Source organism: Methylomonas subterranea, assembly GCF_024505185.1.
In the GTDB taxonomy this organism is placed as follows: Bacteria; Pseudomonadota; Gammaproteobacteria; order Methylococcales; family Methylomonadaceae; genus Methylomonas; species Methylomonas subterranea.
Genome location: NZ_JANIBJ010000016.1, coordinates 40791 through 57346, shown reverse-complemented (window position 1 = coordinate 57346; position 16556 = coordinate 40791). Strand labels below are relative to the sequence as shown.

Annotated in this window: 18 protein-coding genes; 12 read left to right on the top strand and 6 right to left on the bottom strand. The window is 53.5% G+C overall.

The genetic code is table 11. The features are described from left to right. Window positions 1-12 precede the first annotated feature (12 nt). Both NP590_RS10160 and NP590_RS10155 read right to left on the bottom strand, forming a co-directional pair. A complete protein-coding gene (locus tag NP590_RS10160) occupies window positions 13-1212 on the bottom strand; it encodes an ABC transporter permease (RefSeq protein WP_256602263.1) in 1200 nt (399 codons plus the stop codon). 3 nt (window positions 1213-1215) lie between these two features. Continuing rightward, window positions 1216-2421, bottom strand: a complete 1206-nt coding sequence (locus tag NP590_RS10155) for an ABC transporter permease (protein WP_256602262.1) — start codon at window positions 2419-2421, stop codon at window positions 1216-1218. A 117-nt stretch (window positions 2422-2538) separates the two neighbouring features. On the opposite strand from NP590_RS10155, the gene NP590_RS10150 reads away from it, so the two are divergent. The 7 genes from NP590_RS10150 to NP590_RS10120 all read left to right on the top strand — a co-directional run bounded on the left by NP590_RS10150 (window position 2539) and on the right by NP590_RS10120 (window position 8603). Beyond that, entirely contained in the window at window positions 2539-3453 is a 915-nt protein-coding gene (locus tag NP590_RS10150; protein ID WP_256602261.1) for a DMT family transporter, read from the top strand. Between the two features lie 162 nt (window positions 3454-3615). Beyond that, window positions 3616-4563, top strand: a complete 948-nt coding sequence (locus tag NP590_RS10145; protein WP_256602260.1) for an Aq_1264-related membrane protein — start codon at window positions 3616-3618, stop codon at window positions 4561-4563. A 236-nt stretch (window positions 4564-4799) separates the two neighbouring features. Beyond that, window positions 4800-5810: a Gfo/Idh/MocA family protein gene (locus NP590_RS10140; protein WP_256602314.1), complete on the top strand. Its 1011-nt coding sequence runs from the start codon at window positions 4800-4802 to the stop codon at window positions 5808-5810. A gap of 86 nt (window positions 5811-5896) precedes the next feature. Beyond that, window positions 5897-7627: an intermembrane phospholipid transport protein YdbH family protein gene (locus NP590_RS10135; RefSeq protein WP_256602259.1), complete on the top strand. Its 1731-nt coding sequence runs from the start codon at window positions 5897-5899 to the stop codon at window positions 7625-7627. A gap of 46 nt (window positions 7628-7673) precedes the next feature. Then, window positions 7674-7871: a YnbE family lipoprotein gene (locus tag NP590_RS10130; protein ID WP_256602258.1), complete on the top strand. Its 198-nt coding sequence runs from the start codon at window positions 7674-7676 to the stop codon at window positions 7869-7871. A gap of 11 nt (window positions 7872-7882) precedes the next feature. Next, window positions 7883-8224 carry a YdbL family probable chaperone protein gene (locus NP590_RS10125; RefSeq protein WP_256602257.1) on the top strand — a complete coding sequence of 114 codons (342 nt, stop codon included), beginning with the start codon at window positions 7883-7885 and terminating at the stop codon, window positions 8222-8224. A gap of 58 nt (window positions 8225-8282) precedes the next feature. After that, window positions 8283-8603, top strand: a complete 321-nt coding sequence (locus tag NP590_RS10120) for a hypothetical protein (RefSeq protein WP_256602256.1) — start codon at window positions 8283-8285, stop codon at window positions 8601-8603. Between the two features lie 410 nt (window positions 8604-9013). Here NP590_RS10120 and NP590_RS10115 read toward each other — a convergent pair whose 3' ends face one another. Then, on the bottom strand, window positions 9014-9616 hold the full coding sequence (locus NP590_RS10115) for a peroxiredoxin (protein ID WP_256602255.1): 603 nt from the start codon (window positions 9614-9616) through the stop codon (window positions 9014-9016). 240 nt (window positions 9617-9856) lie between these two features. On the opposite strand from NP590_RS10115, the gene NP590_RS10110 reads away from it, so the two are divergent. Then, window positions 9857-10369, top strand: coding sequence for a hypothetical protein (locus tag NP590_RS10110; protein ID WP_013820904.1), 513 nt, complete (start codon window positions 9857-9859; stop codon window positions 10367-10369). A 167-nt stretch (window positions 10370-10536) separates the two neighbouring features. On the opposite strand, the gene nadC is transcribed toward NP590_RS10110, so the two are convergent. Then, window positions 10537-11370 (bottom strand): carboxylating nicotinate-nucleotide diphosphorylase, encoded by an 834-nt coding sequence (gene nadC, locus NP590_RS10105; protein WP_256602254.1) that lies wholly within the window; start codon window positions 11368-11370, stop codon window positions 10537-10539. 120 nt (window positions 11371-11490) lie between these two features. Here nadC and ampD point away from each other — a divergent pair, with 120 nt between their 5' ends. Further along, window positions 11491-12039 (top strand): 1,6-anhydro-N-acetylmuramyl-L-alanine amidase AmpD, encoded by a 549-nt coding sequence (gene ampD / locus NP590_RS10100; RefSeq protein WP_256602253.1) that lies wholly within the window; start codon window positions 11491-11493, stop codon window positions 12037-12039. On the opposite strand, the gene nudE is transcribed toward ampD, so the two are convergent. Continuing rightward, window positions 12017-12589, bottom strand: coding sequence for an ADP compounds hydrolase NudE (nudE, locus tag NP590_RS10095; protein ID WP_256602252.1), 573 nt, complete (start codon window positions 12587-12589; stop codon window positions 12017-12019). The genes ampD and nudE overlap by 23 nt on opposite strands. Before the next feature lie 107 nt (window positions 12590-12696). Between nudE and yrfG the strand changes: the two genes are divergently transcribed. Further along, complete coding sequence (yrfG, locus tag NP590_RS10090; RefSeq protein WP_256602251.1) at window positions 12697-13371, top strand: GMP/IMP nucleotidase; 675 nt, start codon at window positions 12697-12699, stop codon at window positions 13369-13371. Here the strand turns inward: yrfG and rhlB are convergent. Continuing rightward, window positions 13301-14632, bottom strand: a complete 1332-nt coding sequence (rhlB, locus tag NP590_RS10085) for an ATP-dependent RNA helicase RhlB (protein WP_256602250.1) — start codon at window positions 14630-14632, stop codon at window positions 13301-13303. The genes yrfG and rhlB overlap by 71 nt on opposite strands. Before the next feature lie 101 nt (window positions 14633-14733). Here rhlB and trxA point away from each other — a divergent pair, with 101 nt between their 5' ends. Further along, the gene (trxA, locus tag NP590_RS10080; RefSeq protein WP_013820898.1) at window positions 14734-15060 is read left to right on the top strand and encodes a thioredoxin TrxA; all 327 of its coding nucleotides are present in this window, start codon (window positions 14734-14736) and stop codon (window positions 15058-15060) included. Between the two features lie 177 nt (window positions 15061-15237). Further along, complete coding sequence (rho, locus tag NP590_RS10075) at window positions 15238-16494, top strand: transcription termination factor Rho (protein ID WP_256602249.1); 1257 nt, start codon at window positions 15238-15240, stop codon at window positions 16492-16494. The last annotated feature ends 62 nt before the right edge of the window (window positions 16495-16556 follow it).

The window sequence follows — 16556 nt, the reverse complement described above, 5'->3', positions numbered from 1 at the left end:
GTTAATTTAAAGCTATTCAGCCCTTAAAGCATCCAAGGGGCTTAATCGCGACGCTTTAATGGCAGGCACTACGCCGGACGCTATCCCGATTGCAAAAGAAATGAAAAAGGCCAGTAAAATGTAATTCCAAGCAAGCTGTACCGGCAATGCCGGTATTGAGACCGCCATTAATTGCGTCGCCAAAATACCCAAGGCGATGCCGCCAATGCCGCCGGTCAAGCTTAGCAATAAAGCTTCGCTTAAAAATAGTCGAAAAATAACAAAGCGCTCGGCACCAATGGCGCGCAAAAGACCGATTTCGCTAAACCGCTCGGAAACGGCAATGGTCATGATAGTCAAGATGCCCACGGACCCGACCAGCAAGGAGATGCCGCCCAAGGCGGCGATAGCCAAGGTAAGTATCCTCAATACGGAATCCATTTTCTTCAGCATTTGATTTTGGGTCACAATGGTAAAATCTTCGAAGCCGTGGCGAGCGATAAGTCGGCGCTTGATACGCTGCTCGATAACTTCGCTGGCTGCTGAACTGTCATAGAGAACGTCGATTTCCATCAAGCTTTGTCGGTCGAACATTTCCATGGCCTTGCCGCACGGAATATAGACACTGTCATCCAAATCAAAACCCAGCATCTGACCCTTTGCTTCCATGACGCCCACAACAATGAATCGGTCTTCGCCGATACGAATGCGTTTGCCAAGAGAAGAAGAGGTGCCAAACAGCTCCGTTTGTACTTTATTACCCAACACCACGAATGCGCGCGGGTTTTCCAGGCTGTCATCGGGTAAGAACCGGCCGCTTTGAATTTTGAACTGCCACACCAAGGGTAAAGCCGAACTGACGCCGAAAATGTTGGCTCTACGCTGCCGCTTGTCGGCTTCGATGCGGGCATTGCCTTGAATGACAGGCATGGCGGCTATGACTTGGTCAAGCTGTTGCAGGCTGGCGGCATCGCCGATCGATAGTGGGCGAACGGTGCTGAAAGTAGCGCCGGATAATCCGAAAGTCGAGGTTTTTCCGGGATAAATTGCAATTAAATGTGTGCCGAATTGAGTGAATTCGGATAGCACAAACCGATGTACGCCCCGGCCGATGGAAGTCAGAATAACGACAGCGGCAATGCCGATGATCAAGCCGAGAGTGGTTAATGCCGAACGTTGCTTATGGCTGGTAATGCTGCGGGTAGCAAGCCTTAATAAATCAGGCCAATGCATGATTCAGCGCCTGGACAGAGAAGAAACGGGATCCAAGCCGGCCGCCTGGCGAGCGGGAAGAACCCCGAAGAGTAAACCGGTGCCGAGTGCAACGCCAATGGCGGATAGCCAGGACCATAGGGGTAGGCTGAGAGGAAAGCCGGGATACCACCATTGCAGAATCATGATGCCGCCAATGCCGAGCAAACTGCCGACCAGCGCGCCAACGAGGGACAGTAGCGCGGCTTCCGCCAGAAAAAGTTGCAGCAACTTACGCCGCGTCGCGCCAAGCGCCTTTAATAAGCCGATTTCCGCAGTTCGCTGGCTGACGCTGATCAGCATGACGTTCATGACCAATACTCCGGCAACCGCAAGGCTGACGGCCGCAATGCCGGCAACCGAAAGGGTTAGGGCTGACAATATTTTATTGAAAGTGTTGACGACACTGTCCTGGGTGATAATCGTGACATCTTCCTCGCCGTCATGTCGAACGGTAATGATGCGCTTGATTTCTTCGACCGCTTTATACATGGCTTGCTGTGAGTGGGTTTCGACCAATATACGGAACAGTGAATGGCTGTCGAATAAGGCCAAGGCGGACGCAACGGGGATTATGACAATTTCATCGAAGCCAACGCCAATGGATTGCCCCTCTTTCGCCAGAACGCCGATTACCCGAAAACGACGATCATTTATGCGCAGCCATTGACCGACGGCCAGCCGATTGGGAAAGAGTTGTTCGGCTATGGTCAAGCCTATCACGCATACCGGAATTTCCTTGTCGGTCGGTGCATCGGGCAGGAATTGACCATGTTGAATGGTCAAGTGCCTGACCTTTAACAGTGCATGGTTGGAGCCCATTATATTGGTTTCGCGTTCCAGACCGCCGGAGGAAATCGGCGCGGAGCCGATGACGACCGGAGCCATGGCGGCGATATGGCGACTTTTGAGCAATGCATTGGCATCGTCAAGCGTCAAGTCGCGGGGTGTTTCTCCGAAAATAGGTGGATGTCCTCCGGTGGTTTCCGAGCGGCCGGGCAACACAATCACCAAATGAGTGCCAAGCGACTCGAACTCGTTGATGACATATTGGCGAGCGCTGTCTCCCAATGCGGTTAGTACGTTTACGGAAGCCACGCCGATACTCATGGCCAGAATGATCAAGCCTGTTCGGACCGGCTGGGTCATTATCGCCTTAAAGGCTTGCAGCAGAATGTCTTGTGTCAACATGGCTTAAGTCCGGTATCTTCGGGTCGGGCGCAGACAGGGGGGATCACACTTTAACCGAAAATCCGCTCGCCAGTCAGTCGGCAACATTTTCCAGCTTATTACTATTCAATCCACTCCATGTCGAAAACAAACACCGCTGCTTCCAAGCAGAAAGCCAATCCATCATCATTCCACGGAAAAAAAGGCCTGACGGACATGTTGCTGGCCAGTGTGCTATTTTCGCTGATGAATGCCTGCGTATATGCCGTCAGGTTTTACGATAACGAGATGCCGGCCTCCATGGTGAGTTTTGTCAGAGTGTTGAGTAATCTGCTGTTATTGATCCTGCCGGCGCTATATTGCCGCAATCTGGTTTCATTATACGGCGACAGGCGGCCTTCATTGTGGTTACGCGGTTTATTCGGCTCTACGGCGCTGATGCTGTCGTTTGCCGCCATCAGCCGAATCGGGCCGGGCGAAAGCGCCTTCCTGACCGCCACCAGCGGTGTGTTTGTGGTTTTGCTGGGACCTTGGGTGTTGGGGCAGAAAAATACCTGGTTGGTATGGCTGGCAATTTTGGGCTCATTTGCCGGTGCGGCTTTATTATTCAAACCGGATGGGCACGGTATGGATTTAATGGGCCGAGCCATGGCCTTAATATCCGGATTCTTATCCGCGCTGGCTTACTTGATGGTGGCGCGTGCCGGGCGGAGCAATGCGCCCCGGTCGGTGATCTTTTATTTTTGCGTGGTGGCCGTGTTGCTGCACGTTTTATATTTCGCCAAATTTGGATTTCAATTGCCGTATAAGCCGAAAATATGGGGTTTGTTACTGTTGATCGGGGTGCTGGGCAGCGGCGCGCAATTTTGCATGACGAGGGCTTATCAGGCCGCGCCGGCAGCCTTGGTGAGCGCGGTAGCTTACTTGGCGCCGGTATTGAGTTTGGTCTGGGGGTTTGCCTTTTTTGCGCAATGGCCTGGTCAAAATGCCTTGGTGGGTTCCTTGCTTATTTTAATTTTTGGCGTGGTATTGCCGTTTATTCGAAAGTTGTAATTTGGCAACTATTGTTGAATATGCACAACAGAGGTGCGCGGCGCACCAGTTGGGGATTAATAAATGCATCTACAATTACGTAAATCATTGATATAAATTATATATTTGTAAGGCATGCATCTTGCTGAAATTAATGGGTGTTCTGTTGGAACGAGGTGCCCCATGGCAAACTGTCAACGTTTTAGCGATATATCCATTTCGGAAAGGATACTGAACAGCTTGTTTTTGTTAAGTATTGCTCTGGGTTATCTGTTTTCGCTGGGGCAAGTGTTTTTTGCGCACCAGGGCCGAGATGGACAACCGGGCCTGTCGATAGCCGACATTGCCATCGCCTATCACGGCAGCCCGGAACAAACCCGTCTGGCGGCTGCCATCAACGGACCCATGGCCGGCAATCTCAAATCCCCGGCAGACAGGATAGTCATATTGGATTGGATAGCGTCCGGCGCCGGGCAAGCCGTCTACCATGCCCAGGTTGCCCCTATTCTGCGGCGCGACTGTGTGGCTTGTCATTCGCCGGCCAGTGGCATGAATCTGCCGTCATTAACCAGCTATGAACAAGTCGTTATATTGACCGAGGCCGACCGGGGCGCGTCGATCCCATCGCTGGTGAGGGTATCTCACATCCATCTGTTCGGCATTGCCTTTATCCTGTTTTTCGTCGGAAAATTATTCGTGTTATGCGAGATCCCGGTCTGGTTGAAGCGATTGACTATCGGCATTCCATTCATGAGTATGTTGACCGATATTTTTGCTTGGTATCTGACCAGGGAAACCCCGGAGTTTGCTTATTTATTGGTGCTGAGCGGCGGGCTGATGGGCTTGTCGTTGAATTTTCAAATTATATTGAGTCTGTATCAAATGTGGTTGCCCGAGGCCTGGGCGAAAAGTTTGCAAAGCCGGTTGAGCGTTTCAGCAAGCCGAATGGCTTTGATTTCGGGAAGGATTTGGGCCAAGCTTATACGGGGATGGCATTGCGCGAATAGCGTTTGGAAGCAATGGTTGAACAATGAAGCGAATCGGAGAAATTTGGTTGAATTGAATAAGTTGTTCCTGTTGTTGGCGGACAGGATAAAAAAACGCCTGCGCCGAGGCAGACGGTTATTTTGAGAATCGGCGTTGCAGACAATTGTTGCTTTGGCGGTAATTTTACCCCCATGGGTATTTCTTGCATGGGTCGGAGGTGATGTCACGCTTCTTACCTTAATGCCGAAATTCGATCCGCGATAGTCATGTTAAATTCCGCCGAGGGCTATTTATGCGCCCGATTGCGGATTGACTCGCTGTCCGATAGGCTGCAAACTCCGGGCTTGATAACAAAAAATATTCAGCGGGAGATTGCGAAAATGAAAAATCAGGCCAAATTGCGTTGGGGGATATTGGGTGCGGCGCGTGTCAACGAGAGACTGTTGCCGGCCATACTGGCGGCGCCAAATGCCGAATTGATTGCCGTCGCTAGCCGCCGGCCCGGCGCGAGCGCCGAAACGCTGGCGAAGTATGCGCCTTGTTATCCGCATATACGGGCCTACGACGATCCGGATGCGTTGCTGGCCGATCCCGATATTCAGGCGGTATATTTGCCCATGGCAAACCATGAACACGCCGAATGGGCACTGCGCGCCATAGCCAGTCGTAAGCATGTGTTGTGCGAAAAACCCATGGCCTTGACCGTCGCGGACATCGATGCCATCGAAACAGCCGCCCGCCGTTACAAGGTTACGGTAATGGAAGGGTTTATGTACCGGTTTCACCCGCAACACGGCAGGGTCCGCGAGCTCTTGAATTCGGGCCTGATCGGAGAAACTCGCTCCGTACGGACCAGTTTTTCCTTCATGATGCGTCCGGCCAGGATGTACCGCTTGGCTAAAAATGTGGACCAGGGCGGCGGCGCCATGTGGGACATCGGCTGTTATGCAATCCATTCGCTGCGGATGTTTTTCGATCGTCCGCCGCTGGCGGTAACGGCCATGGCGCGATATGCGGACAGCGGCGCCGATATTTCCGCCAGCGGCATTCTGGATTACGGCGACGGCAGGTTTGCTCAGTTCGATTTCAGCTTCGAGCGAGCCCGGCGCTGCGAATACGAAATCGTCGGTACCCGTGGCGGTTTGAAATGTCACGTGGTGTGGCAATTGCCGGGGGATGTGCCGGTGATTTCCTGGTGGACAGAGGACGGCCGCCAAGGCGAAGAACGTTTGCCGGCCTCCAATCATTTCGATTTGGAAATCGAACATTTCAGCGATTGCGTGTTGAACGGCACGGAGCCGTCGCTGACGTTCGAGGATGCCAGGGAAAACTGCCAAATCATCGTTGCTGCCTTGCAGTCGGCCGCAAGCGGGCGGGTCGTCAACATTTGACCTATCCGCGCCCCGCCGCTTCCCGAAAACTGGCCGGTCTGGCTGCGTCGTGTCGGCGACGCCATCCGGGGGCTGGGTTTTGGCTGTTGATTGTTGTCGCTGCCGCTGCTATCTGGTCGCGGCACGAGGCGGTTTTGCAATGGGCCATAGTGCAAGGCTTGCAACAAATTCCACTGTTGAACCCCGAAATATCCGGCGCCCGCGTGGATTTTCGCCAAGCTGAACTGGCAAGGCTGCAGTTTGGTCTGCGGGCCGGCAATGGGGCGATAACGGCCGATCTTGAAGGCATCAAGGCCGATTACGACTTGCGCGCCGGACGTCTCGGCGTTATCGAAATGACCAAGGCCAAACTGCGGATTAGCTATCAAGCAGTCGATCAAGCGACCGGCACTCGGCAAGCAAATGACCCGGTATTGGCCCTGCCGTTTCGGCGATTGAATATCAAGCGGCTGGAACTCGAAGTGGACACACCCTGGGGTGTCAGCCGTTTCAGCGGCCGCCTGGATGGCGACGCTCAGCCGGAAAAGCCGCTGCTTATCCGGCTTGCCAACGCGGAGCGCACCATAAAACTGCAAATTGATCCAAACTTGACCAATGCCTCGTTGACAGTCGAACCAACCGTTGGTTCGGGCGTTTTGGCGTTGAATGCAGACCAACCAGGGCCAACCCGGCTGCAAGGTAATTTGCAGGGGGATTTGTCCGAATTGCTGCGCTGGGTGCAAATGGAGGAATTGATTCCGGCGAGTTTGCGGGAGACTGTTTCCAATGCGGCCCTTATCCGCGCGGCACCCAATCTGGCCGGCATGCAATTGAATCTGTCGGCGTGGTCCAACGACAAATTGGCGAATTTAGCCGGCCGTTTAGAACTAACCCGTAATCAAGCCTATCGGGCAAGTGCCGAACTGGCCTTGAACGCCGCCAAATCGCAATTGGCAATTGACGGCCATTTGGATATGCCGTTCGGCGAGTTGACGGGTTTAATCAAGCCTTGGCTGCCGGAAACCCTGGGCGGCTGGCAAGCTTCCACCGGACAGGTAATGGGCGCCGTGCATTTCAATTGGTTGCCTGACGGCCCGTCGACAGGCCGGATATATCTGAACGGTTATAGCTTGGGCATGCTGGCGGGACCGATCGAGGCCGAGGACGGATATATCCGTTTAGCGGTTGAAGACATCGTCAAGCCGGCTTTGCAATTGGAAATGGCGCTACCCAAACTGCATGTAGGCAAGGAAACCATATTGCAGGCGCTGCAACTAAACGTGCGGCTCAACAACCGGATTCTGGCCGTGGACAGGTTTGGCATGCCGGCGTTCGGCGGGCAGATGTCGATTGTGCAGGACACGGTCAATATCGACGAACTACCGCTTAAGTTGACGTTGGAAGTCAAAAAACTGGATTTGGCTCAATTGCTGGATAGTCTGAATTACCCCCAGTTGTCCGGTAGCGGCGAATTGGACGGTAAGTTGCCGTTAAGTTTGACCACCGACAGTATCGAAATAAAAGACGGCAAATTGCACGGTTTGCGGCCGGGTGTGCTGCGTTACGATACGCCGGTAACGGAAAGCGAAAACCCGGCTTTTAGCGCGCTGCGCAATTTGCAGTACCATAAGCTGCAAGCCACGCTGAATTATCAAGCCGATGGCGATTATCGGGTGGGCTTGCGTCTGGAAGGTAAAAACCCGCGGGTATTTTCCGGGCATCCCGTGGCTTTCAATCTGAATTTAAATGGCCACTTGCCGGATTTGTTGCAAAAAGGTCTTTTGGCCGGTGACTTTGACAAACCTATCCTGGAACAAATCAAGGCCGGCCAACCATGAAAATCGGCCTCTTCTGGGGGAATATCAACGCGAAGCGGAGAAACCAATGAATTGGAGTGCAATCAATATTATCGGCGTCATCGGCGCAGCCCTGTATCTGAGCGGCTGTTCGCCGTCAGTCAGATTGGAAGCGCCGGAAAAACCCATCGAAATCACCATGAACGTCAAAATCGAACACGAAATACGCTTGAAGGTGGAAAAAGATGTAGACGCACTGATTAGTGGCAACAAAGACCTGTTTTAAAGGAGTGGACGATGAAAAACAATGATGCGATAAAACTGTTGGCGGCCTTAACCTTTTGCCTTTGGTTTGCGATCACGCCAGTCAACGCGGCGGATTTGGGGCAGGCCAAGGCGGCCGGTCTGGTGGGCGAGTTGATGAACGGCTATCTGGGCCTGGTTGATGGCAATGCGCCGGCGGACGTAAAAGCGCTGGTCGATAGTATCAACGCGCAGCGGCGCGCCGAGTACCAGCGCATAGCCGCCAAGAACGGCGTTCCGGCCGAGGAAGTAGCCAAGCTGACCGCGCAAAAAGTCATCGGGCAGGCGGCGGGCGGACATTTTGTGCAAACTCCGTCGGGCTGGAAACGGCGCTAATCCGTTTTGAGTTGGCCCGCCGGGCGAACTAAGGCAATTGATAGAAAGCAGGCGAGGCATGACGAAAATTACCAGTTGGTACCGCATCACGTTGTCGAAGCGGGAATACGAATCCGGAGAAATGGCGCTGCTGTTAGGCGCCTTCCGTGCCGCCTATGTGGCGCGAAACGGGCCGGCGGGCATGGCGATGTTCGGCGGTTGGAGCGACGATGGTGCTCGATATTTTGTGTACGCCACACCAGAATCGGTGCGGCATATTACCCCGTTGCTGGACGCCTATTCGGCCAGCCGTATCGATGGGCCGGGGTCGGCCGGTCTTTCCTGGCTTTACGGAGACGAATCCGACCGTCCTTTCAGCCCGATTGGGTTTGAGGCCTAAAATCGGTGGGCATGGCAGAACCATTCGTTCAATCTTCAGCAAGATGTTCAACAATAGGCGAGGGGGCTTTGGTTGCGCGGTTGATAGAGAGACGCCCTCTTGTCGCCGGTCGAAGCTGTTCGCGCGCTTTGTCCGGTTTGTAGTCAACGTCCCAATGTAAATTTTTCTGCTTGAGCATGGTCGCGCATGTTGCGGATTCCGTGCGGAGGGTGCTCGGGGTCTTTCGCGTCGGTCATGCCGAAAAATTAATCGCCTGGAATTGATTTGGGTTTCAAGCTGACGATCATGAAGTTGCCGCCTCGACTCATGCAATAAAACCTGCCCCGGTTGTTTTTACGGCACGGGCCTATATTAAAAAAGGCGCATTGCCTAAACAATGCGCCTTTTGTTTACGCTGGGACAGCTAAAAATTACAGTTTGTCAGCATTTTGACTCAGGTACTCCGCCACGCCGGCAGGGCTGGCGTTCATGCCGGAATCGCCTTTGTTCCAGCCGGCCGGGCAAACTTCGCCGTGTTCTTCGTGGAATTGCAGGGCGTCTATCATGCGCAGCATTTCGTCGATATTGCGGCCCAGCGGCAGATCGTTGACCACTTGGTGGCGAACCAGGCCGTTTTTGTCGATCAGGAAGCTGCCGCGGAAGGCGACGCCGCCGGCGGATTCGACATCGTAATCCTTGCAGATGCCGTGGCTGATGTCTGCCGCCAAGGTGTAACGGACCGGGCCGATGCCGCCTTGGTTGACCGGGGTATTGCGCCAGGCATTGTGAGTAAAGTGAGAGTCGATGGAGACGCCGATAACTTCCACGCCGCGGCTTTTGAACTCATCAATACGGTGGTCGAATGCGATCAATTCACTAGGGCAGACGAAGGTAAAATCCAGTGGGTAGAAGAAAACCACGGCATATTTACCGCGAGTTGCCTCGGAAAAGCTGAACGAGTCAACGATTTGGCCGTCGGCCAATACGGCTGGAACTGTAAAATCAGGTGCTTGCTTTCCTACTAAAACGCTCATTGATTTCTCTCCAAATTCATTTATAAAACAAAAAGTTATGAGGGTGAATCCGCCTATCAGATAGGGCTGACCGCTATTCTACACTAAATTAGTAGGGAATCATGTATCAATCCTAGTAAATTTAACTTGCGCAACTGACAAATTAACGTTAATTTGTAGTCTAACGCTTACATGACTAACGGATGGTATCGGACTAACAGGATCACCTTGTGGGCTTTTGTTGATTGAAGGTTGATACGTATGGCAAAAGTTAAACATATAACAGAACCCGATGCATTTGGTTTCCAAGTTCGCATCGTCCGGCGCGGTAAAGAAAGCAGCCGCTATTTTTCCCATAAGCTGTGGGGCAGCAAAACCAAGTCTTTGAAGGCTGCCATTACATGGCGGGACCAAATGCTGGTTGTGCTGAAAGGCAGCAAGACCCGTTTTTTAAAGCCGCCGAAAAACAAGACTACCACCGGGGTTACCGGGGTGTCCCGCACGATTAAATTCGATCACCGCAAGGATAAAAGTTATTTGTGCTACACGGTGTTTTGGGTGAAGGACGGCAAGTCGAGAAATAAAACCTTCCAGGTCGGCAACGTACAAACCGTTACCGCCGATGACGAATTGCATGCTTTTCGTACCGCGCGACTGTTCCGCAGCTGTTATGAGCATGCCATCGATCACGATGCGCATTTCGACGACAGCAAATTTGTAAATTGGAAAAAAACACGCTTGTACGAAAACGAAAATCTTAACGTGGTTTCCTGAGTCGAAGCTGACTATGGGGTCCGGCATTGGCGGGTTGTTATAACGCCCGCCAATCAAGCTTTTGTCTACTCTGAAAGTCATGGTGGGAGCGACGCATAGTCGCGTTCGCAAGTTCATCATCGCGACTGTCTTTCATTTGCCGGGGCGATGCACTGGCTTCATGATCGTTAGGCGGTAGATAATTCGATGCGCATAGATAAATCGATGGCAGCGACATTTTTGGTCAAGGCACCGATCGAAATGTAATCCACGCCGGTTTCGGCTATGCCGCGAATGTCTGCCAAGCCTACATTGCCGGATGCCTCCAATTCGACTTTGCCTTGGTTTATTGCCACCGCGCGTCTCAAATCGTCAACGGAAAAGTTATCCAGCATGATGCGATCGGGTTGCGCCGTTAGCGCCTCACGCAATTCCTCCATGTTTTCCACTTCTATTTCCACCATCACATTGCCGAGCGTTCTGGCTTTGGCTATCGCCGCGCTAATGGAGCCGGCGGCAATGATATGGTTTTCCTTGATCAAAATCGCGTCGAACAAACCAATCCGGTGATTGACACAGCCGCCGCAGCCGACGGCGTATTTTTGCGCCAATCTAAGGCCGGGTATGGTTTTGCGGGTGTCCAGCACTTTGCAATCCGTGCCGGCGACGGCCCGCGCATATCGGCGCGCCACGCTGGCGGTGGCCGACAGGGTTTGCAGCAGATTCAAGGCGGTGCGTTCGCCGGTTAACAAGGCCCTGGCAGGGCCTCGCAGTTGGCAAAGCGTGCCGCCGGCGGTTACATCGTCGCCTTCATTGCAAGTCCATTCGATGACGATGTCCTTACTCAGTTGCCGGAACACTGCCTCGAACCAAGCTTGGCCGCATAACACCATGTTGTCGCGGGTGACGACCCGGGCGCTGGCATTGGTGGTTTCCGGAATAATGCCGGCGGTCAGATCGCCGCTACCGACATCTTCGGCTAGGTAGGCGGCAATGTCTGTCGGGTTGGGCTGCGGTTTCATCAAGGGTATCCAAGCTAAGCATTAACAAGTACGGCATTATAAACCATGCCAAAGGGCTTCCTGGCGTCAGCGGCGCGGCGGATTGTGGGAAAATACGCTATTTACGCTTAACACAATTGCATGAATATTCTTGACCATCGCATCGATAAAGCCAGATTCCTGCCTTCGCCCAATTGCGATGCCAGACCGGACGCCGCCGATATTTCCCTGTTGGTGATCCATTGCATCAGTCTGCCGCCCGAGCAGTTTGGCGGCCCGTATATCGAGCAGCTGTTTTGCAATGCCTTGAATCCGCATGAACACCGCTATTTTGCGGAAGTTGCCCCGCTGAAGGTATCCGCGCATTTGTTGATCCGCCGCGATGGCGAGTTGTTGCAATTCGTTCCTTTCGACCGGCGGGCCTGGCATGCCGGCCTGTCGCAATTTCAAGGCCGGCAGCGCTGCAACGATTATTCCATCGGCATCGAATTGGAAGGCTCGGTGAATCAGGCTTTTGAAGAGCGGCAGTACCAAAGACTGGTCGAGGTGACCCGGCTATTGCTCGTGCACTTTCCCGAGTTGAGTCGGGACAGGATAGTTGGCCATAGCGATATTGCGCCGGGCAGAAAGGATGATCCGGGGCCTTGGTTCGATTGGCAAGCCTATTTCAAGGCCTTGGCTGATCGATAAGCCTGTCGCGCAGATGGGCGGCGGTTAAATACAAGGCGGCTATGGAACGCGCTTCGCTGCATTCGCCGCAGCGCATCAGTCTGTCGATTTCGTGTATGCTCCAGGGCACCACTTCCAGTTCTTCCGGCTCGTCGCCCGCCAGTTTTTCCGGGTACAGTTGTTCGGCGAGAATGATGTCTATGGTGTGCTCCAGATAGGCCGGGGCCATGGATACCGTATGCAGATGCCGTAGGCGCCGAGCGCCGTAGCCGACTTCTTCCTTCAGCTCCCGGTTGGCGGCGCTCAGATTGTCTTCGCCGGGGTCTATCTTGCCCTTGGGCAGGCCCAGTTCGTAGCGATGCAGTCCGGCGGCATATTCTCTGACCAGCAGGACGGTTTGGTGATCCAGCATTGGCACCACCAGCACGGCGCCGTGCGAACCGCCCCGCGCCAGACGTTCGTATCGACGCTGCTGGCCGCTGCTGAATTCCAGTTGCAGGGCTTCGATACGGAATTGGCGGGTTTCCGCAATCACCGCCTTACTGTGAATAATGGGCATTTTTCGTGACATGGCGAAATCGGTCGGTTGTCGGGTGTCCAATCGTAACAGAGCCGTGCTGACAAAGCCTCGGCTTTTTCGCTAACATCGGGGTTACATTGAATCGTCAGGGAGTCATTATGTTGGATTGGACAAAAATCGAAACTGTATTGCTGGATATGGATGGCACCTTGCTGGATTTGAATTTCGACAATCACTTCTGGCAGGAATTCGTTCCCCAACGGTTTGCCGTACTGCATGGCTTGTCGCTGGAAGAGGCCAAGCATCAATTGCGGCCGCGCTTCAAAGCCATGGAAGGCCGTCTGGAGTGGTATTGCCTGGATTACTGGAGCGCGGAATTAAAATTGGATATCGCCGGCCTGAAACAGGAGCTGGCCGGGTTGATTGCGGTGCATCCGCATGTCACCGAGTTTCTGGATGCGGTGCGCGGTAGTGGGCGCCGCCTGTTGTTGGTGACCAATGCGCATCGCGGCAGTTTGTCCCTGAAAATGGAAAAAACCTGTTTAAGGCAATTTTTCGACGCTATCGTTTCGTCGCACGACTATGGCTTTGCCAAGGAACAGCAGGGTTTTTGGCGTACGCTGCAAGAAACCCACGTCCTGGAAAAAACCAGCTGCCTGCTGGTGGACGACAGTTTGCCGGTGTTGCGCTCGGCGCAAAGCTTCGGCATTGCGTATCTGGCGGCCATCAGCAAGCCCGACAGCCGGTCGCCGGTTCGACAAATTACGGAGTTTCCGGCAGCGGAGGATTTTCGGGCCCTAATGGTTGGGCTGATTCCGGATTTCCGGGTTTGAATTCCCGAGGTTTGCGTTCCTGGCGCGGACGCGGCGGCCGCTTGTCGTGCGGGATGACTCTTTCGCGCGGCTCTTTCCGCCGCGGCTTGACGACGTCCTCGACCAGTAATTCAGGGCTTATGGAGGCAACAGGTACTTTTTCGCCGATATAGTCTTCGATGTCCGGCATCGAATAAGCATATTCCTCGCAGATAAAACTGATGGCTTCGCCGCTGGCGCCGAAGCGGGCGGTACGGCCGATGCGGTGCACGTAATCTTCCACGTCCTGCGGCAGGTCGTAATTGAACACATGCGAAACATCGGGGATATGCAGGCCGCGCGCCGCCACGTCGGTGGCTATCAATAAGGTAACCCGGTTTTCCTGAAAATCGTTCAGCAGCCGTTGGCGCTTTTCCTGCGGTACGTCGCCGCTGAGCATGGCTACCTTGTAGCCGTTGGCATCCAGGTAGTCGTCGAGTCGTTCCGCGCAACGCTTGGTATTGACGAATACGATGCTGCGCTGCGGCTGGTGGTGCTTCAATAGTCCCAGCAACAACGGGATTTTCTGGTCATTCGCCGGGCAGTAGGCGATTTGATTGATGGCCTTGGAGGTGACTTCTTCCGATTCGATACGGATCAGCACCGGATTGTTCATGTGCTCATAGGCCAATTCGGTCACTTTGTACGACAGGGTAGCCGAAAATAGCAGATTCAGGCGCTTTTCCGGCGGCGGCATGCGCCGCAACAGGAAGCGGATGTCCTTGATGAAACCCAGGTCGAACATGCGGTCGGCTTCGTCCATCACGGTGACCTGAATGTTGTCCAGCGTAAAGGCGTTTTGTTTATAAAAGTCTATGATGCGACCGGGGGTGCCGATAATGATGTCGACATTGGTTTTCAGCTTGTCGAGCTGTTTTTGGTAATCGGTGCCGCCGTAGATCAGGGCGAACTTCAGGTTCAGATATTTGCCCAGCACCAGCGCGTCTTTGTGAATCTGAATCGCCAACTCGCGGGTGGGCGCCACAATCAGGGCGCGAGGATTTTTGATCTGCTCGCTTTCGTCGTTCAACAGGCGCTGAAAGGTGGCCAGCAGGAAACTGGCGGTCTTGCCGGTGCCGGTTTGGGCCTGGCCGGCGACGTCTTTATCGCGCAAGGCCAGCGGCAGCGATTTGTCCTGTATCGGTGTGCAGTTGATAAATCCCGCTTCCTTCAGGCCTTTGATGATGGAGTCGGAAAGCTCCAGATTGCTAAAACGTGTTTCCGTCAGATGTGCTTTTTTCATAGGCCGATAGCATATCGTAAAATGCCGTGCCGATGAAATCGATTGACAATCGCGGGTGGACATTACTATAGTTTTGGCTTTGTAAACTAGTGGAGAACGGCGTGAGCGACTTAGTCCTTCATGTATCAGATGCTGATTTTAACGATACGGTAATTAAAGCCAACGGTCCGGTGTTAGTGGATTACTGGGCCGAATGGTGCGGTCCCTGCAAAATGATTGCACCGGTTCTGGATGAGGTTGCGGCTGAATATCAAGGCAAATTGACTATTGCCAAGCTGAATATCGACGAAAACCCCAAAACCCCTCAGCATTACGGCGTGCGCGGCATTCCCACGCTGATGCTGTTCAAGGGCGGAGAAGTGGAAGCGACCAAGGTGGGTGCGCTCACCAAGTCGCAATTGACCGCATTTATCGATAGTAACATCTAATATTTCGCTCCCGATCACCGGACTTTTCAACAAATCGTTTTGATAAGTCCGGTAATTGCGCTAAAATCGCCCGCGCTTGCCTCTTACGCATCCATAAGCTTCGTATTTTTTCCAACAACGACCTCTGCCATAAACGGTTTCATGCCGTTTTGCTTTTCTTCTTTTCCCATAACCCTTATGAACCTTACCGAGTTAAAACTTAAACAAGCCACTGAAATCATTGCCATTGCCGAATCCCTGGGTTTAGAAAATATCGACAGAGCTCGAAAGCAGGAATTGATTTTCGCCATTCTCAAGAAGCAGGCGAAGAGTGGGGAAGATATATTCGGGGATGGGGTTTTGGAGATTCTGCAAGACGGCTTCGGTTTTCTGCGCACGCCCGGATGTTCTTATCTGGCCGGCCCGGACGATATTTATGTTTCGCCCAGCCAAATCAGGCGCTTCGGCCTGCGCACCGGCGATACGGTCAGCGGCAAAATCCGCCCGCCCAAGGAAGGCGAACGCTATTTCGCCATGCTCAAGGTCGAGAGCATCAATTTCGAATCGCCCGAACACGCCAAGAACAAAATTTCCTTTTCCAACCTGACGCCCTTATTCGCCAACAAACGCTTCCGTTTGGAACAAGGCAACGGTACCAGCGAAGACCTTACCGCCCGCATCATCGATTTGATCGCTCCCATAGGCAAGGGTCAGCGCGGCTTGATCGTATCGCCGCCCAAGGCCGGTAAAACCATGATCATGCAAAGCATCGCCCATGCGATCGCCGAGAAGAATCCCGAATGCTATCTGATCGTGCTGCTGATCGACGAGCGTCCCGAAGAGGTGACGGAAATGGAACGCTGCGTGCGCGGCGAAGTTGTGTCCAGCACCTTCGACGAACCGGCCACCCGCCATGTGCAGGTGGCGGACATGGTCATTGAAAAAGCCCGCCGCATGGTCGAACATAAACACGACGTGGTCATTCTGTTAGACTCCATCACCCGCTTGGCCCGCGCCTACAATATGGTAGTGCCGTCCTCCGGCAAATTGTTGTCCGGCGGTGTGGATGCCAACGCACTGGAAAAGCCCAAGCGCTTCTTCGGCGCGGCCAGAAACATCGAGGAAGGCGGCAGTTTGACCATTATCGCCACCGCGTTGGTGGAAACCGGCTCCCGCATGGACGAGGTGATCTTCGAGGAATTTAAGGGCACCGGCAACATGGAGTTGCATCTGGAACGCAAAATCGCCGAAAAACGCATTTACCCCGCCATCAATATCAACCGTTCCGGCACCCGCCGCGAAGAATATCTGGTCGATCCGGACGAACTGCAAAAAACCTGGATCCTGCGCAAAATTCTGCAACCGATGGACGAATTGGCCGCATCCGAATTTTTATTGGGCAAGCTCAAAGACTTCAAGACCAACGCCGAATTTTTTGATTCCATGAAGCGTTAAGCGGATTGTGTCAGCGTCAAAAAGCCGGTTTGGGTTTTAAAGCCAAACCGGCTTTTTTATGC